We start from the raw sequence: 14,511 nt of genomic DNA, 5'->3' as shown, positions 1-14,511 counted from the left end.
ACCCCGCGCACGTGCAGCCTGCCGCACCCGTCGCGGCTCCCGCCACCCCGGGGCCGGATCACGGCCCCGGCGGCCCGGGACTCAGCCGACCGGCACCGGTTCCGGAGCGCGCACGGGCTTCGGGATGAACACGGTGACGACCAGGCCGGCCAGCGACGCCCCCGCGGAGATGAGCAGCGCCACCATGATCCCGGCCTCCGACGGGAACACCGAGCCGGCCGCGCTGATCGTGAACCCGGCCAGCACCACGCCGGTCACCGCGCTGGAGGTGGCCGTGCCGACCGAGCGCATCAGCGAGTTGAGGCCGTTGCCCGCCGCGGACTGCTCGACCGGGACCGCCCCCATGATCAGCGCGGGCATCGCGGCGTAGGAGATGCCGACGCCGCTGCTGATGATCACCGTCGCGAGCAGGATCGCGAGCACCGAGCCGGTGAGGAACGTCGTCGCGAGGTAGCCCGCGGCGATCACGGCCAGTCCGGTCATCAGCGTGGTGCGCGGCCCGCGCACCGCCGTGAGCCGGGCCGAGACGGGCGACATCACCATCATCATCAGCCCGCCAGGGGCCATCACCAGTCCGGCCTGCAGCATCGTCAGACCCAGGCCGTAGCCGGTCTCCGCGGGCGCCTGGAGCAGCTGCGGGAACACCAGCGACGTGCCGAACATCGCGAACCCGGCGACGATCGAGGCGAGGTTGGTCAGCAGCACCGGGCGCCGCCCCGACACCCGCAGGTCGACGAGCGGGTCGCGGACGCGCAGCTGCACCCGGCCCCAGACCAGCAGCACGACGACCCCGGTGGCGAACACGCCCACCGTCAGCGGGCTCCCCCAGCCCCATGTCGCGCCCTTCACGACCCCGAGCAGCAGGCTGACCAGCCCGATCCCCAGCCCGATCGCGCCGACGACGTCGAAGCGGCCGGGCGCGCGGACCGGCGACTCGGGCACGATCACGGCGACGGCCGCCAGGCACACCGCGCCGAGCGCGGCGGAGAGCCAGAACAGCGCCTGCCAGGTCGCGTTCTCGGCGACGATCGCCGACACCGGGAGCCCGATCGCCCCGCCGACGCCGAGCGTGGCGCTCATCAGCGCGATCGCCGAGCCCACGCGCTCGGCCGGCAGGACGTCGCGCATCATGCTGATCCCGAGCGGGATGATGCCCATGGCGGCGCCCTGCAGCCCGCGCCCGATGATCGCCGGGATCAGCGCGCTGCCCGCGGCCACCACCACCGAGCCGACGATCAGCGTGGCGAAGCAGGCCAGGATCACGCGGCGCTTGCCGTAGAGGTCACCGAGGCGGCCGGTGACCGGCATCATCACGGCGGCGACCAGCAGGGTGATCGTGACGACCCACGACGCGTCGGCCGGGGAGGCGTCGAGCAGCCGGGGCAGGCTCGGGACGAGCGGGATCACCAGCGTCTGCATGAACGACGCGAGCATCCCGCCCGAGCACAGGGCCGCGACGACCAGCCGGGGGGAACGAGGCTTCACTTGTGTACCGTACACATGGTGACCGACGATCCGCTGGGCGCGATCGAGCGCGAGCTGATGCTCATCGGGCGCCATCACCTGTCCCCCGTCCACACGAAGGTGCCGGGCGCCCTCGACCGCTCGGCCTACGTCGTGCTGAGCCGGCTCGAGGCGGGCGGCCCGCTCACCGCCCGCGGCATCGCCGACGCGCTGACGCTGGAGATCTCCACCGTCACCCGCCAGGTCGGGGCGATGCGTCGCGCCGGGCTGGTCGAGCGGATCCCCGACCCCGACGGCGGCCCGGCCCACCTGCTGCGCCCCACCGGGGCAGGCCGGCGGCGGCTCGCGGCCGACCGCGCGGCCTACCGCGGCGGGATCGGGCGGGTCCTCGAGGACTGGTCCGACCACGACCGCGCCCAGCTCCGCGACGTCCTGCGCCGCCTCAACGAGGACATCGAGGCCCGCCAGGCGCAGCCGTGGCCGCGGCCGGACCGGAGCGCGGCCCCGTCCGCCGCGGGATCGACCGCCGGCCGCTGACCGGTGCGGGCCGCACGCCGCGGCCCCCGGCCGGGCCGTCCCGACGACCGAGGTGGCGGGGTGCGAGCGGCGGCGATCACGGTGGTGGCGCCGCGTACCGCTCCCGGTGCACCGCGTCGGCGAGCGGCCGCCGCTCCCGCTACGCGTGCCGCTCCAGGTCGGGGACCTCCTCCAGGTGGCTCACCGGCCCCACGCACAGCCACGCCACCGGCCGCAGCGGCGCCGGGATGCCGAGCAGCCCGCGCAGGAACGGCTCGCGGTAGAACGACACCCACCCGACGCCCCAGCCCTCCGCCGTCGCGGCCAGCCAGAGGTTCTGCACCGCCAGGCACGTCGAGTACAGGAGGGTGTCCGGGATCGTCGCCGCGCCGAGGACCTGCGGGCCGCCGCGCTCCGGATCGGAGGTGACGACGATCCCGGCGGCCGCGTCGAGGATCCCCTGCACCGCGATCGGGCCGAACCGCCGGGCCCGCTCGGCGTCGAGCCCGGCGGCGAACGCCCGGCGCTGCTGCTCGACGTGCGCGGCGAACCGGGTGCGCACGGCGCGGTCCTGCACCACCACGAAGTCCCACGGCTGGGTCAACCCGACGCTCGGGGCGCGGTGGGCGGCGCCGAGCACCCGCCACAGGACGTCCTCGTCCAGCGGGCCGCCGACGAACTCGGTGCGGACGTCACGCCGGCGGGCGATGACGTCGTACAGGTCAGGGGACATCACGGGCGATGTCACCGGCGGTACGGGGCACGCTGCCCAGTGTCGCGCACAGCACGACCAGCACCCGGCGCAGGCCGGCCGGGGCCGCGGTGTGCTGCAGGGACAGCGGGACGGTCACGCGCGACGGTCAGCGGGTGAGGCCGAGGCGGTACCCGCCGCGGGCGGAGAAGTCGGCCGTGACGGTGAACCGGTCTCCGCGCACCAGCGTGTGCCGCCACTCCACCGCCTCCGTCCCGACGAGCCCGAGGCGCTCGATCGCGAACGCGGCGACGTCCGGGCCGACGGCGAGAAGGTCGCGCTCGGCGGGCGTCGGGATCACCGCCCGGATGTCCTCGCGGCCGCCGGTGAGCGTGACCCCGCAGGACTGCGCCAGCTCGGTGTAGAGCGCGGTGTGGGTGAGGTCCACGTCGAGCAGGGGGGCGGCGATGCGCTCCGGGAGCCAGACGCGGTCGACGGCGAGCGGGGAGGTCCCCGCCATCCGCAGCCGCTCCAGGTACACCAGCGGCGTCGACTCCTCCAGCCGCAGCCGCGCCGCGATCACCCCGTCGGCCCGCACCTCCAGGGTCCGCACGACGCTGCGCTGGCTCAGCCCGGCCGCCTCGACGGAGGAGAACAGGCTGTAAAGGGCGCCGAGCGGCTGGCGGATCTCGGTCGGCTCGGCCAGCCGCGGCGTGCGCCCCCGCCCGGCCACGACCGTGCCCTCGTCGCGGAGCCGGCGCAGCGCCTCGCGCACGGTGTGCCGGCTCACGCCGTACTCGCCCACGAGGCCCAGCTCGCCGGGGAAGGCGTCGGCGAACTCGCCCGCCTCGAGGCGTCGGCGCAGGTCGGTGAGGAGCTGGGCCCACAGCGGCTCCGGGCGGGCGCGGTCGAGTGCACGCGCTCCGGTCATGCCGCCATCCCATCACGCCCGCCCCCGGGCGTCCCCCACCGGTCACGGTCGGGCGCGCCGGAACCCGGCCCGGCGCGCCTGGTCGAGCAGGTGCACCGGGAGCAGGCGGGGGTCGAGGTCCCCGGCCCGCAGCCACGCCCCGAGCGCCGCGACGTCGGCGCTCGTGCGCAGCGGGCCGACGAGCACCGCGCACGACGTCGGCCTGCGCTGGTCGTCGCAGGGCTGGACGACGACCACCGGCGCGACCGGGCGCGCCGCGCACCCGGCACCCAGGACGCACCCCGTGCCGACCAGCACCCCGTCGGTGCTGGCGCGCACCACCGCCCGCAGCTCCGCGACGACCTCCGCCCCGACCGTCGCCGGATCGCCCGCCCCGCAGCGGGCCGAGACGCAGGACAGGGCCGTGAACCCGGAACACGAGGCCATGCCGCTACGTTGATGCACACGAGAATCGTTGTCAACTACTGAGGAGCTCGCCGTGCGACCGGACATCCACCCCGCCTACGGCCCCGTCGTCTACCAGGACCAGTCCACCGGCGACCGGTTCCTGACCCGGTCCACCGCCACCTCGCGGGAGACCGTGGTCTGGACCGACGGCCGCACCTACCCCCTGGTCACGATCGACGTCACCGCCTACTCGCACCCGTTCTGGACCGGCGGCGCGCGCGTCCTCGACGCCGCGGGCCAGGTCGAGAAGTTCAACCGGCGCTACGGGAAGCGCCGCTAGGGGGACACTGGCGTCGTGCGCCGGAGCCGGGCGGTGGTCGTCACCGACATGCGGGAGCCGCTGACGGTCGTCCACCGCCGGCTGATCCGCCGGCGCACGGCGCTCATGGCGCTGTGGATCGCGGGCTGGGTCGCCACCGGCTTCGTCTACGAGACGGGCTGGCTGGCGATCGCGATCCTCGTCGTCACGGGGCCGCTGGCCTGGGTGCTGACGTGGTGGTGGTTCCGGGATCCGGGAGGCTCGCGGGTACCGGCAGGACCTGGCGCGGCACCGGTTCGGCCCGCCCTCGCCGCTCGGCCCGCGCCTTCCACTCCCGCGGGTAGCCCAGCGACGCCTCCACGAACCGGACGCCGTCCTCGACCGTGACGCGCGGGATGTGCAGGTGCCCGTAGACCACCGCCCGCGCGCGGTAGCGCACGTGCCAGTCGGCGGTGGCGGTGGTGCCGCACCACAGCGCGAACTCGGGGTGGCGCAGCACCAGCGTGGGGAGCCGGGTCATCGGCCAGTGGTTGACCAGCACCGTCGGCAGCGCCGGGTCCAGCGCGTCGAGGCGGCGGCGCGTCTGCTCCACGCGCGCGGCGCACCAGGCCGCGCGGTCCGGGTACGGGTCGGGGAACAGCAGGAACTCGTCGGTGCAGACCACCCCGGCCGAGCGCGCGATCGCCAGGCCGTCCTCCGACGTCGTCGCGCCGTCGGGGAGGAAGGAGTAGTCGAACAGCAGGAACAGCGGCGCGACGACGACCGGCCCGCCCGGCCCGGTCCACACGGGGAACTCGTCCTCCGGGGTGTCGACGCCCAGCGCGCGGCACTCCGCGACCAGCCGCTCGTAGCGGGCCACGCCGCGCAGCGGCACGGGGTCCTTGGTGCGCGTCCACAGCTCGTGGTTGCCGGGCACCCAGAGCACCCGCGCCCACCGGCTGCGCAGCAGCGCGAGCGTGCGCACGACGTCGTCGACCTGCTCGGCGACGTCGCCGGCCACGATCAGCCAGTCGTCGGCGGACTCCGGACGGAGGTCCTCGGCGATCGCCCGGTTGTCGGGATGGCGCACGTGCAGATCGCTGACCGCCCACAGCTTCACCGGGCAACTCCTACCACGCGACGGTGGCGCGACCGTGGTTACCGCCGGTAGGTTCGGGCGGGGTTACCGACGGTAGGTTCTGGGAGGTCGACATGGTGGTCCGTCAGGCGATCCGCTGGGGACTGCGGCACGGCATGATCCGGCGCGCCGTCGAGCGCCGGGTGAAGGCCGGTGACCCGACCGCCCGGCTGATGGTCGACGAGGCCGTCATCGCCGACCCGTTCGGCCACTACGACGAGCTGCGCGGGCGCGGACGCCTGGTCGACAACGGCATCGTGCTCAACACCGCCCACCACGACGTCGCCACCGCGATCCTGCGCAGCCCGGACTGCGGCGTCGTCGGCGGGCCGAGCGGCCGCGCCCCGGCCGCGCTGCGCGCGCTGGTGGCGGCCGGCGGCCGGGGACCGCTCGGGCCGGTCACGCCGCCGTCGATGCTGTCGGTGGACGCCCCCGACCACACCCGCTACCGCAAGCTCGTGACCAGGGCGTTCAGCGCGAAGGCGGTCGCCGCACTGCGCACGCGGACCGAGGAGATCGCCACCGGGCTGCTCGACGGGATGCACGGCCCGCGGGCCGACCTGATCGACGACTACGCCGCTCTCCTGCCCGCCACCGTCATCGCGGAGATGCTGGGGGCGCCGGTGGAGATGCGGCGGCAGTTCCTGGAGTGGGGCGCGGGCGGGGCGCTGTCGCTCGACGCCGGGCTGCGGTGGTCGGAGTTCCGGCGCTCGGAGAGCGACCTGAACGCGCTCGCCGACTGGATGCGGGGCCACTTCGCGCACCTGCGCCGCCATCCCGGCGACAACATCCTGTCCGCCCTCGTGCACGCGCACGCCGAGGAGGGCAAGCTCTCCGACGACGAGCTGACCTCCATCGCGATGCTGCTGCTCGCCGCGGGCTTCGAGACCACCGTCAACCTGATCGGCAACGGCGCCGCACTGCTGACCTCGCACCCCGACCAGCTCGCCCGGCTGCAGGCCGACCCGTCGCTGTGGCCGCGGGCGGTCGACGAGGTGCTGCGCCTGGACTCCCCCGTGCAGCGCACCGGGCGGATCGCGCTGCGCGACACCACCGTCGCGGGCGAGCCGCTGCGCGCCGGACAGGTCGTCGTGATCATGCTCGGCGGGGCCAACCACGACCCGGCGGTCTTCACCGACCCCGCCGCGTTCGACGTCACGCGCCCCAACGCGGGCGACCACATCGCGTTCTCCAGCGGCGTCCACTACTGCCTGGGCGCCGGCCTGGCGAAGATGGAGGGCGAGGTCGGGCTGCGGGCGCTGTTCGACCGTTTCCCCGGACTCACCCCCGCCGGGCCGCCGCACCGCAGGCCCACCCGCGTGCTGCGCGGCTTCGACGCGATGCCGGTGCGGCTCACCCCCGCTACCGTCGACGCATGACCGCCCCGACGTCGCTGGCCGACGCGAAGTTCGTGCAGCTCACGACGTTCCGCCGCGACGGGACCGGCGTGCCGACGCCCGTCTGGGTCGTCCCGCTCGACGGCGGCGCGATCGGCGTCTGGACGATGGAGGGCACGGGGAAGGTCAAGCGCGCCCGCCGCTCCGGCGAGGTGACGCTGGCGGTGTGCGACCGCCGCGGGAACGTCGGCGGCCCCGCGGTCCCGGGCACCGCCCGCGTGCTCGACGAGACCGGCCTGCGCACGGTCCGCGACGCGGTGCGACGCAAGTACGGCCTGCTCGGCCGGATCCTCACGACCGTCACCGCCCGCCGCGGCGCGGGCCCGGCCGCCCTGTCGATCACCCTGACCTGACCGCCCCCGCTCAGGGCCCGAGCCACCCCGGCACGTCGACGCGCGGCGGGGCGTCCGCGGTGACCGTCCGCAGGTCGCGCTCCAGGTCGTCGACGCGGTCCGGGCCCAGGGCCGCGGCCCAGCCGGCGCGGAGGTCGCCGAGGATGCCGGCGGAGCGGCGCAGGCAGTCCTCGCCGCGCTCGGTGCGCCGGACGATCCGGGCGCGGGCGTCGCGGGGGTCCGGGTCGCGACGCAGGTAGCCCAGCCCCTCCAGCGCCTCGACGTGCTTGGCCGCCGCCTGCTTGGTGACCCCGAGCCGCCTCCCCAGCTCGACGGCCGGGCACCCGTCGGCGACGGCCTGCAGCACGAACCCGTGCACCGGGCGGACGTCGGGGTGCCCCTGGCGGGCGAGCTCGGCGTGCAGGCCGTCGATGAGGACGCGGAAGCCCTGCAGGAGCAGCAGCGGCAGGTCAGTTGACACGATGGACAACCAGGTTCACTATCTCGACAACCATGTTGTCCATCATAGGAGAGAGTGCCGTGCCCCTCGTCCGCCACGCCGACGCCCGCCGCACCACCACCCCGAACGCCACGATGACCACCCACGCCTCCCCCACCCAGGGCGCCACCACGCGCCTCGCGGTGTGGAGCGTCGAGATGACGCCCGGCGCGGCCGGCCCGGAGCACGCGTTCGACGTCGAGCAGGTCTGGACCGTCCTCGACGGCCGCGCCACCGCGCGGGTCGACGGCACCGACCACGACCTCGGACCCGGCGACGCGCTCGTCCTGCCCGCGGGCGTGCCGCGCCGCATCCACGCCGTCGAGCCGTTCCGGGCGGTGGTCGCCGCCCCGGCCGGGGCGCGGGCCACGCCGGTCGACGGCGAGCCGGTCCTGCCGCCGTGGATCGCCTGACCGCCCCTCAGCCCAGCGCGTCGTGGGCCGCCTGCGCCTGGGTGTGGAACGCCTCGAGCCGGGCCGCGAGCACCTCGGCGTCCTCGGCCACGCCCATCGCGCCCCCGGCGTAGCGGCTGTACACCCCGGCCCCGATGCACGACGAGCGCCAGCGGGCGAAGGCGACGTAGAAGTCCAGGTCGGCGACGTCGCGACCGGAGCGCTCCGCGTAGCGGGCCACCAGCTCGTCGCGCTCGGGCCAGCCCTCGACCAGGCTCGGGCCCGCGAGCGTGGCCGGCACCCGGTCCCCCGGACGCCCCCACGAGGCGATGATCCAGCCGAGGTCGGCGAGCGGATCGCCCAGGGTCGCGAGCTCCCAGTCGAACACCGCGCGGACCGCGCCGTCCGGCCCGACCGCGAGGTTCCCCAGCCGGAAGTCGCCGTGCGCGATCCGCACGTCCGACGGCGGCAGCTCCGCGGCGCGCTTCGCGAGCCGGTCGTGCGCGGCGTCGATGACGCCGAGGTCGGGCACGTCCGACGCGTGCACCTGCCGGTGCCAGCGGCGGAGCTGGCGGTCGAGGTAGCTGCCGGGGCGGCGCAGGTCCGACAGGCCGACCTCGTCGGGGTCGACGGCGTGCAGCGCGGCGAGCACGTCGATCGCGTCGATCCCGGCGGCGTACCGGGCGTCGGGGGCGAGGCGGTGGCCGGACGCCTCGTCGCCGAGCACGTCGCCGTCGACGAAGCCCATGACGTAGAACTCGGCCCCGATCACGTCGGGGTCGCGGCACAGCGCGACGGGCTCCGCCACCGGGACGGGCGTGTCGGCGAGCGCGACGAGGAAGCGCCACTCGCGGCCCATGTCGTGCGCCGTGGCCAGCACCATGCCGGTCGGCGGGCGGCGCAGCGCCCACGCGGCACCGGCGGCGTCGGTGATGCGGTAGGTCAGGTTCGAGTGCCCGCCCGAGATCCGGGTGACGGTGAGCGGGCCGTCGGCCACCCCGGGAACCGCGCCCCGGAACCACTCGGCGAGCGGGGCGGCCGGCACGGCGTCGATCGTCATGGGCCCATCCAAGTGCACGGGTCCGGTTGACGGCCACCGCGGCGCGTGGGTGGATTCACCCGCACGCGACCACATCACCGTCGATGGAGGACCCATGAGCGAGGACCGCAGCCTGCAGGTCAGCAGCACGATCGACGCGCCACCGGACAAGGCGTTCGCCCTGCTCGCGGACCCGGCCCGGCACACCGAGCTCGACGGTGCGGGCATGCTGCGCGGGCTCGAGTCCGGTGGGCCGGTCACCGCGGTCGGCGACGAGTTCGTCATGCGGATGAACCAGGACGGCATCGGCGACTACGCGATGCGCAGCGAGGTCACCGACTTCGAGCCCGGCCGCCGCATCGCCTGGGCGCCGTCGATCCACCCGCCCGGCTCGCTCGCCCACGTCATCGGCGAGCTGGACCCCAGCGGCCACACCTACGCCTGGGAGCTCGAACCCACCTCCGACGGCGGCACCCGCGTCACCCACACCTACGACTGGAGCGGCGTGACCGACGAGGGCGCCCTGGCCCTGTACCCGCGCGTGTCCGAGGAGCAGATGGCGGCCAGCATCGCACGGCTGGGCGACGCCGCCCGCTGAGCGACGGCGGGCGCCGACAGCGAACTCGCCGGGCGGGATCGGCGAACTCGCCGGGCGGGAGCGGCGAACTCGCCGGGTCAGGGGCGGGGCGGGTGGACCAGCAGGTGCAGCAGGCGGGTGAGGTCGGCCGCCGGGTCGGCGGTCAGGCCGGTGTGCACCGGCCCGGCCTGCACGACCGTGCTGCGCGGGGCGGTGAGGCGGCGGAACCGGCGGCCCCGGTCCTCCTCCCCCGCCGGCCCCGCGTAGCGCGCGGCCTCCGTGTCGACCTCCGCGCACAGGGCCGCCACCGCGTCCAGCGACCGGGAGATCGCGGCGGCGTCGGCCGCCGGGTCGAGCGCGGCGAGCCGGGCGGGGTCGAGGTGGACCGCGGCGCCGAGGTGGTCGAGCGCGCGGCAGTACAGCAGCACGCCGGCGTTGATCGCCTCCCCGCGCTCGATCCGCGGCACCACCCGCAGCAGCGCGTACTCGAACGGGTGCCTCATGCCCCGCCCCGCCGCCGGGTGAGCCACTCGGGCGGGTTCGCGGCGCGGGTCACCGGCCGGTCGACGCGCTGCGCGACGGCCTCCCGCACCCCGGGCAGCCACGCGTCGCGGGCGTCGAGCCGGGCCCGCAGCTGCGCGACGTAGGCCTCCGGCCCGGGCCCGCCCTCGAGCCACCGCGCCGGCACCGCCCCCGCCGCCCGCGCGAGCAGCGCGTCGGTGACCAGCGGGGCGAGCGCCGCGTCGGCCGCGTCGAGGTCGGGCGCCGCGCCGAGCAGGACGTGGTCGGCCGCCGCGTAGGGCCGCCGCACCCAGGACTCCGCGCCCGCCCAGGAGTGGTGGAACGTCAGCGAGGCCCCGTGGTCGATCAGGTAGGGCCCGCCGTGCCAGAACAGCGTGTTCGCGTTGCGCCAGGACCGGTCGACGTTGCCGATCAGCGCGTCGAACCACAGCACGCGCCCGGCGAACCCGGGGTCGACGACGAACGCGGCGGGGTCGAGGTCGAGCGCGCCGGGCAGGAAGTCCATGCCGAGGTTGAGCCCGGGGCTCGCCCGCAGCAGCTCCTGGACCTCCTGGTCGGGCTCGGTCGCGCCGAGCGCCGGGTCCAGCTCGACGGTGACGAGCTCGGGCACCGGCAACCCGAGGCCGCGGGCCAGCTCCCCGGCGACGACCTCGGCCACCAGCACCTTCGGCCCCTGCCCCGCCCCGTGGAACTTCACGACGTAGGTGCCGAGGTCGTCGGCCTCCATCAGCCCCGGCAGCGAGCCGCCCTCGCGGAGCGGGGTGACGTACCGCAGGGCCGTCACGTGCCGCAGGGCCGTCACGTGCAGCGGGTTCCCCACGGCACGAACCTACCGGGGCCGCACGGCCGTCCGGGCCCCGCGCCGCAGCGCCGGGGCCCGGAGGGGCGACGGGTCAGCGCGCGGTGCGCGCGTCCGTCGGGGCGGCGTGGACCCGGGCGCTGCGCCGCGGCAGCGGGGCGTCGGCGGTGAGCCCGCCGGGCGGGGTCCACAGGTCCGCGGGCGCGGCCTCGGCGCGGCGGGCGGCCGGGGCGTAGGCGGAGGCGAACGGCACGGGCGCCTCCACGGGGGCGGAGCCGCGCGGCCACGCCGACTGCGCCCGGGCCAGGTCCTCGCGGTCCTGGTGGCGACGCTTGTCGATCAGGTGGTCGACGCTGAAGCGGCCCGGGCCGCAGGCCGCGAGCATGAGGAACCCGGCGCCGATGACGCCGACGAGCTCCCACCCGCCGTCGGCCACGAAGATGCCGTTCTTGGCGTGCACGAACACCGCGGCACCGCCCATGATCACCAGGTTGCCGGCGCTGACGAACGGCGTGAGCGCGCCCAGGATCAGCAGGGCGCTGCCCGCGAACTCGACCACCGTCACGAACGACGCCGAGACGATCGCGAGCGGGATGCTGAGGCTCTCGAAGCCCTCGGTGGTGCGGCCGATCCCGTTGATGACCATCTTCTGGTAGCCGTGGGCGAACATCACGACTCCCAGCAGGACACGGGCGACCAGGAGTGCGACGTCGCGGTACGGCGCAGGAAGGGGACGGTTCATGGGGGAGCCTCCGGAACCCTCGGTGATCAACTTGTCTCGTTCGGTGAGGGACGCTAACCCGATGGAGACGGTCGGACACACCCAGTCAGGGGATCGGGCGACGACCATTCGCCCTGACGCGACGAGCAGTCGGCTCAGTGCCACCAGCGGGTGACCGTACGTCCATCGACCGGTTGCCCCACGTGACCGGCCGTTCGCCGTGATGCACGACACACCGTGAACGCCGGGCCGGTCCCGCGCCACCCACACGGAGCAGCGCGCACGGCCGTCCGGGCACCGCGGCGACGCCGGGCCGGTCACGCACCGTCGACGCCGGGCGTAGGGCACGCTGCCGGGGTGTCCCCGTACTCGACGCTCAGCCACCTCGACTGCTCCCGCGACGCCTCCCGCCACGACGCCGACGTCGTCCAGGGCACCTCGCCGCTGGGCGCGCCGCTCCTCGCGCGCTACGACCTGGAACGGGCGTCGTCGCTGGTCACGCCGGCGGAGATCGCCTCGCGGGCCCCCGACCTGTGGCGCTACCACGAGCTGCTCCCCGTCCGCGACGAACGGCACGTCGTCACCCTCGGCGAGGGCATGACCCCGCTGCTCGACCTCCCGCGCCACGGCGCCCGGCTCGGCGTCCCCGGGCTGCGGATGAAGGACGAGGGGCTCGTCCCGACCGGGGCGTTCAAGGCGCGCGGGGCCGCGGTCGGCGTCTCGCGGGCCGTGGAGCTGGGCGTCACCGGGATCGCGATGCCCACGAACGGCAACGCCGGTGCCGCGTGGGCCTGCTACGCCGCGCGGGCCGGGATCGACGCGCTGATCGCCATGCCCGTCGACGCGCCCGTCATCACCCGGCGCGAGTGCGTCGTCGCGGGGGCGGAGCTGCACCTCGTCGACGGCCTGATCGGCGACGCCGGCGCGATCGTCGCCGACGCCGTGACCCGGCGCCCCGGCTTCCAGGACACCTCGACGCTGCGCGAGCCCTACCGGCTGGAGGGCAAGAAGACGATGGGCTACGAGATCGTCGAGCAGCTCGGCTGGCGCTGCCCCGACGTGATCCTCTACCCGACCGGCGGCGGCGTCGGGATCATCGCGATCCACAAGGCGCTGCTCGAGATGCGGGAGCTCGGCTGGATCTCCGGCCCGCTCCCCCGGCTGGTCGCCGTCCAGGCGACGGGCTGCGCCCCGATCGTCGACGCCTTCCACGCCGGCCTCGACGCGAGCACCGCCCCGGCCGACCCGCACACCGTCGCCTTCGGCATCACCGTGCCCAAGGCGCTCGGCGACTTCCTCGTGCTCGACGCCGTGCGCAGCAGCGGGGGCACCGCGATCGCGGTCACCGACGACGAGCTGCTCGCGGCCCAGGGGGCGCTGGCCCGCGACGAGGGCACCTGGATCTGCCCGGAGGGCGCGGCGTGCGTGGCGGCGGTGGGTCGGCTGCGGGAGTCCGGCTGGCTCGACGGCACCGAGGACGTGGTGGTCCTCAACACCGGCAGCGGGCTGATCTACCCCGACACGGTGCCGGTCGACGTCCCGACGCTGCCGAAGGGCGCACGCATCTAGCGGGGCAGGACCTCCTTCCACGCCGCGCCCGCCTTCCGCCCGCTGCGGACGTCGAATAGGCCGGCCAGGGAGTGGGCGGGCACCGCACCGAGGGACAGCACGACGGCGAGCGACTGCGTCGCCTCCACCAGGGACGCCCGGACCGGCGGCGCCCCGTTGGGCCGGACGAACGTGATGTTGTAGCGCTGACCGCCGACGGAGAGGCGGCAGCCGCCGCCGAACCAGTGCCACGGCCAGCGGACGTCGGTCACCTCCCCCAGCGGCACGGTGAACACCGGCCCGTCGTCGGTGACGAACGCGAGCCGTCCCTCACCGGCGGCGAGGACTCCGGGGACGTTGCGCAGGCCGCCGGCCATCCACCAGGCGGGGGTCACGAGTGAGGTCATGGGGACATTCCACCGCCCCGGAGGCGACGCGGGGAGGGTGCTGGCACCACCCCTGCCTGTAGCGTTCGCACCCATGCTCACCCTTGCCATCGACATCGGCGGATCCGGCCTCAAGGCCACGGTGCTGGACCCCGCGGGCGAGATGACCTCCGAGCGCATCCGCCGCGAGACCCCCTACCCGTGCACGCCGCCGGTGCTGCTCGACGAGCTCGACGCGCTCGCCGCCACGCAGCCCGCCTACGACCGCGTCTCCGTCGGGTTCCCCGGCGCCATCCGCCGCGGCCGCGTGCGCGAGGTGCCCGCGTTCTCCCGGCGCGGGCCCGGGCGGGACCCCGATCCCGAGCTGGTCGCGCTGTGGCACGGCTTCGAGCTGGAGGCCGCGCTGCGGGAGCGGTTCGGGCGCCCGGTGCGGGTGGCCAACGACGCCGACGTGCAGGGCTCGGCCGTCGTCTCCGGGCAGGGCCTGGAGCTGGTGATCACGCTCGGCACCGGAGTCGGCTGCGCGATCTTCTTCGACGGGGTGCTGCTGCCGCACATGGAGCTCTCGCACGGCCGGTTCGGCGAGGGGCTGTCGATCGAGGTGGCGTGCGGGGACAACCAGCGCGAGGAGGTCGGCAAGCACGTGTGGCGCGCCCGCGTGCTCGACGCGCTGGAGGCCCTCGAGGCGATGGTCCTGCCCGACCACGTCTACATCGGCGGCGGCAACGCGAAGAAGCTCGACCCCGACACCCTCGGCCCGAACCGCACGATCGTGCCCAACATCTCCGGGCTGCTCGGCGGGATCGCGCTGTGGGAGCGCACCGCCGACGTCGGCGACGCCCCAGCACCCGCCGTGCCCTGACCGCACGAGACG

20 protein-coding genes are annotated in these 14,511 nt (G+C 75.5%); 8 read left to right on the top strand and 12 right to left on the bottom strand.

What is annotated here, in order from left to right:
• Window positions 1-81 precede the first annotated feature (81 nt).
• A complete protein-coding gene (locus tag H6H00_RS17915; RefSeq protein WP_344735924.1) occupies window positions 82-1,485 on the bottom strand; it encodes an MFS transporter in 1,404 nt (467 codons plus the stop codon).
• A gap of 18 nt (window positions 1,486-1,503) precedes the next feature.
• On the opposite strand from H6H00_RS17915, the gene H6H00_RS17910 reads away from it, so the two are divergent.
• Entirely contained in the window at window positions 1,504-2,001 is a 498-nt protein-coding gene (locus H6H00_RS17910) for a MarR family winged helix-turn-helix transcriptional regulator (protein ID WP_221775575.1), read from the top strand.
• Between the two features lie 139 nt (window positions 2,002-2,140).
• Here H6H00_RS17910 and bluB read toward each other — a convergent pair whose 3' ends face one another.
• The 4 genes from bluB to H6H00_RS17895 are packed head-to-tail and all read right to left on the bottom strand — an operon-like array spanning window position 2,141 to window position 4,028.
• Window positions 2,141-2,713: a 5,6-dimethylbenzimidazole synthase gene (bluB, locus tag H6H00_RS17905; RefSeq protein WP_185716902.1), complete on the bottom strand. Its 573-nt coding sequence runs from the start codon at window positions 2,711-2,713 to the stop codon at window positions 2,141-2,143.
• Window positions 2,703-2,831: a hypothetical protein gene (locus H6H00_RS32365; RefSeq protein ID WP_255425238.1), complete on the bottom strand. Its 129-nt coding sequence runs from the start codon at window positions 2,829-2,831 to the stop codon at window positions 2,703-2,705. Before H6H00_RS32365 ends, bluB begins: the two co-directional genes overlap by 11 nt.
• A gap of 9 nt (window positions 2,832-2,840) precedes the next feature.
• On the bottom strand, window positions 2,841-3,602 hold the full coding sequence (locus tag H6H00_RS17900) for a GntR family transcriptional regulator (protein ID WP_185716901.1): 762 nt from the start codon (window positions 3,600-3,602) through the stop codon (window positions 2,841-2,843).
• A gap of 42 nt (window positions 3,603-3,644) precedes the next feature.
• Entirely contained in the window at window positions 3,645-4,028 is a 384-nt protein-coding gene (locus H6H00_RS17895; RefSeq protein ID WP_185716900.1) for a hypothetical protein, read from the bottom strand.
• A gap of 52 nt (window positions 4,029-4,080) precedes the next feature.
• Between H6H00_RS17895 and H6H00_RS17890 the strand changes: the two genes are divergently transcribed.
• The gene (locus H6H00_RS17890) at window positions 4,081-4,329 is read left to right on the top strand and encodes a type B 50S ribosomal protein L31 (RefSeq protein WP_185716899.1); all 249 of its coding nucleotides are present in this window, start codon (window positions 4,081-4,083) and stop codon (window positions 4,327-4,329) included.
• Between the two features lie 184 nt (window positions 4,330-4,513).
• On the opposite strand, the gene H6H00_RS17885 is transcribed toward H6H00_RS17890, so the two are convergent.
• A complete protein-coding gene (locus H6H00_RS17885) occupies window positions 4,514-5,407 on the bottom strand; it encodes a metallophosphoesterase family protein (protein WP_185716898.1) in 894 nt (297 codons plus the stop codon).
• A gap of 92 nt (window positions 5,408-5,499) precedes the next feature.
• Between H6H00_RS17885 and H6H00_RS17880 the strand changes: the two genes are divergently transcribed.
• Both H6H00_RS17880 and H6H00_RS17875 read left to right on the top strand, forming a co-directional pair.
• A complete protein-coding gene (locus tag H6H00_RS17880) occupies window positions 5,500-6,804 on the top strand; it encodes a cytochrome P450 (RefSeq protein ID WP_185716897.1) in 1,305 nt (434 codons plus the stop codon).
• The gene (locus H6H00_RS17875) at window positions 6,801-7,175 is read left to right on the top strand and encodes a PPOX class F420-dependent oxidoreductase (RefSeq protein WP_185716896.1); all 375 of its coding nucleotides are present in this window, start codon (window positions 6,801-6,803) and stop codon (window positions 7,173-7,175) included. Before H6H00_RS17880 ends, H6H00_RS17875 begins: the two co-directional genes overlap by 4 nt.
• Before the next feature lie 10 nt (window positions 7,176-7,185).
• On the opposite strand, the gene H6H00_RS17870 is transcribed toward H6H00_RS17875, so the two are convergent.
• Complete coding sequence (locus H6H00_RS17870; protein WP_255425237.1) at window positions 7,186-7,635, bottom strand: MarR family winged helix-turn-helix transcriptional regulator; 450 nt, start codon at window positions 7,633-7,635, stop codon at window positions 7,186-7,188.
• Window positions 7,636-7,694: 59 nt separating this feature from the next.
• Here H6H00_RS17870 and H6H00_RS17865 point away from each other — a divergent pair, with 59 nt between their 5' ends.
• Window positions 7,695-8,066: a cupin domain-containing protein gene (locus H6H00_RS17865; RefSeq protein ID WP_185716895.1), complete on the top strand. Its 372-nt coding sequence runs from the start codon at window positions 7,695-7,697 to the stop codon at window positions 8,064-8,066.
• A 7-nt stretch (window positions 8,067-8,073) separates the two neighbouring features.
• Here H6H00_RS17865 and H6H00_RS17860 read toward each other — a convergent pair whose 3' ends face one another.
• A complete protein-coding gene (locus tag H6H00_RS17860) occupies window positions 8,074-9,105 on the bottom strand; it encodes a phosphotransferase family protein (protein ID WP_185716894.1) in 1,032 nt (343 codons plus the stop codon).
• 94 nt (window positions 9,106-9,199) lie between these two features.
• On the opposite strand from H6H00_RS17860, the gene H6H00_RS17855 reads away from it, so the two are divergent.
• On the top strand, window positions 9,200-9,682 hold the full coding sequence (locus tag H6H00_RS17855) for an SRPBCC family protein (protein ID WP_185716893.1): 483 nt from the start codon (window positions 9,200-9,202) through the stop codon (window positions 9,680-9,682).
• Between the two features lie 77 nt (window positions 9,683-9,759).
• On the opposite strand, the gene H6H00_RS17850 is transcribed toward H6H00_RS17855, so the two are convergent.
• The 3 genes from H6H00_RS17850 to H6H00_RS17840 all read right to left on the bottom strand — a co-directional run bounded on the left by H6H00_RS17850 (window position 9,760) and on the right by H6H00_RS17840 (window position 11,724).
• Window positions 9,760-10,164 carry a DUF3037 domain-containing protein gene (locus H6H00_RS17850; RefSeq protein ID WP_185716892.1) on the bottom strand — a complete coding sequence of 135 codons (405 nt, stop codon included), beginning with the start codon at window positions 10,162-10,164 and terminating at the stop codon, window positions 9,760-9,762.
• Window positions 10,161-11,003 carry a HipA family kinase gene (locus H6H00_RS17845; RefSeq protein WP_255425236.1) on the bottom strand — a complete coding sequence of 281 codons (843 nt, stop codon included), beginning with the start codon at window positions 11,001-11,003 and terminating at the stop codon, window positions 10,161-10,163. Before H6H00_RS17845 ends, H6H00_RS17850 begins: the two co-directional genes overlap by 4 nt.
• A gap of 73 nt (window positions 11,004-11,076) precedes the next feature.
• Window positions 11,077-11,724 (bottom strand): DoxX family protein, encoded by a 648-nt coding sequence (locus H6H00_RS17840; protein ID WP_185716891.1) that lies wholly within the window; start codon window positions 11,722-11,724, stop codon window positions 11,077-11,079.
• Window positions 11,725-12,060: 336 nt separating this feature from the next.
• Here H6H00_RS17840 and H6H00_RS17835 point away from each other — a divergent pair, with 336 nt between their 5' ends.
• The gene (locus H6H00_RS17835; RefSeq protein WP_185716890.1) at window positions 12,061-13,272 is read left to right on the top strand and encodes a threonine synthase; all 1,212 of its coding nucleotides are present in this window, start codon (window positions 12,061-12,063) and stop codon (window positions 13,270-13,272) included.
• Here H6H00_RS17835 and H6H00_RS17830 read toward each other — a convergent pair.
• A complete protein-coding gene (locus H6H00_RS17830) occupies window positions 13,269-13,658 on the bottom strand; it encodes a hypothetical protein (RefSeq protein ID WP_185716889.1) in 390 nt (129 codons plus the stop codon). The two genes, H6H00_RS17835 and H6H00_RS17830, sit on opposite strands and share 4 nt — an antisense overlap.
• A 73-nt stretch (window positions 13,659-13,731) precedes the next feature.
• On the opposite strand from H6H00_RS17830, the gene H6H00_RS17825 reads away from it, so the two are divergent.
• On the top strand, window positions 13,732-14,499 hold the full coding sequence (locus H6H00_RS17825) for an ROK family protein (RefSeq protein WP_185716888.1): 768 nt from the start codon (window positions 13,732-13,734) through the stop codon (window positions 14,497-14,499).
• Window positions 14,500-14,511 lie beyond the last annotated feature (12 nt).

This window comes from Pseudonocardia petroleophila, assembly GCF_014235185.1.
Taxonomy (GTDB): domain Bacteria; phylum Actinomycetota; class Actinomycetes; order Mycobacteriales; family Pseudonocardiaceae; genus Pseudonocardia; species Pseudonocardia petroleophila.
The sequence above is the reverse complement of the archived record's forward strand: the minus strand, read 5'-3'. Positions and strand labels throughout refer to the sequence as shown.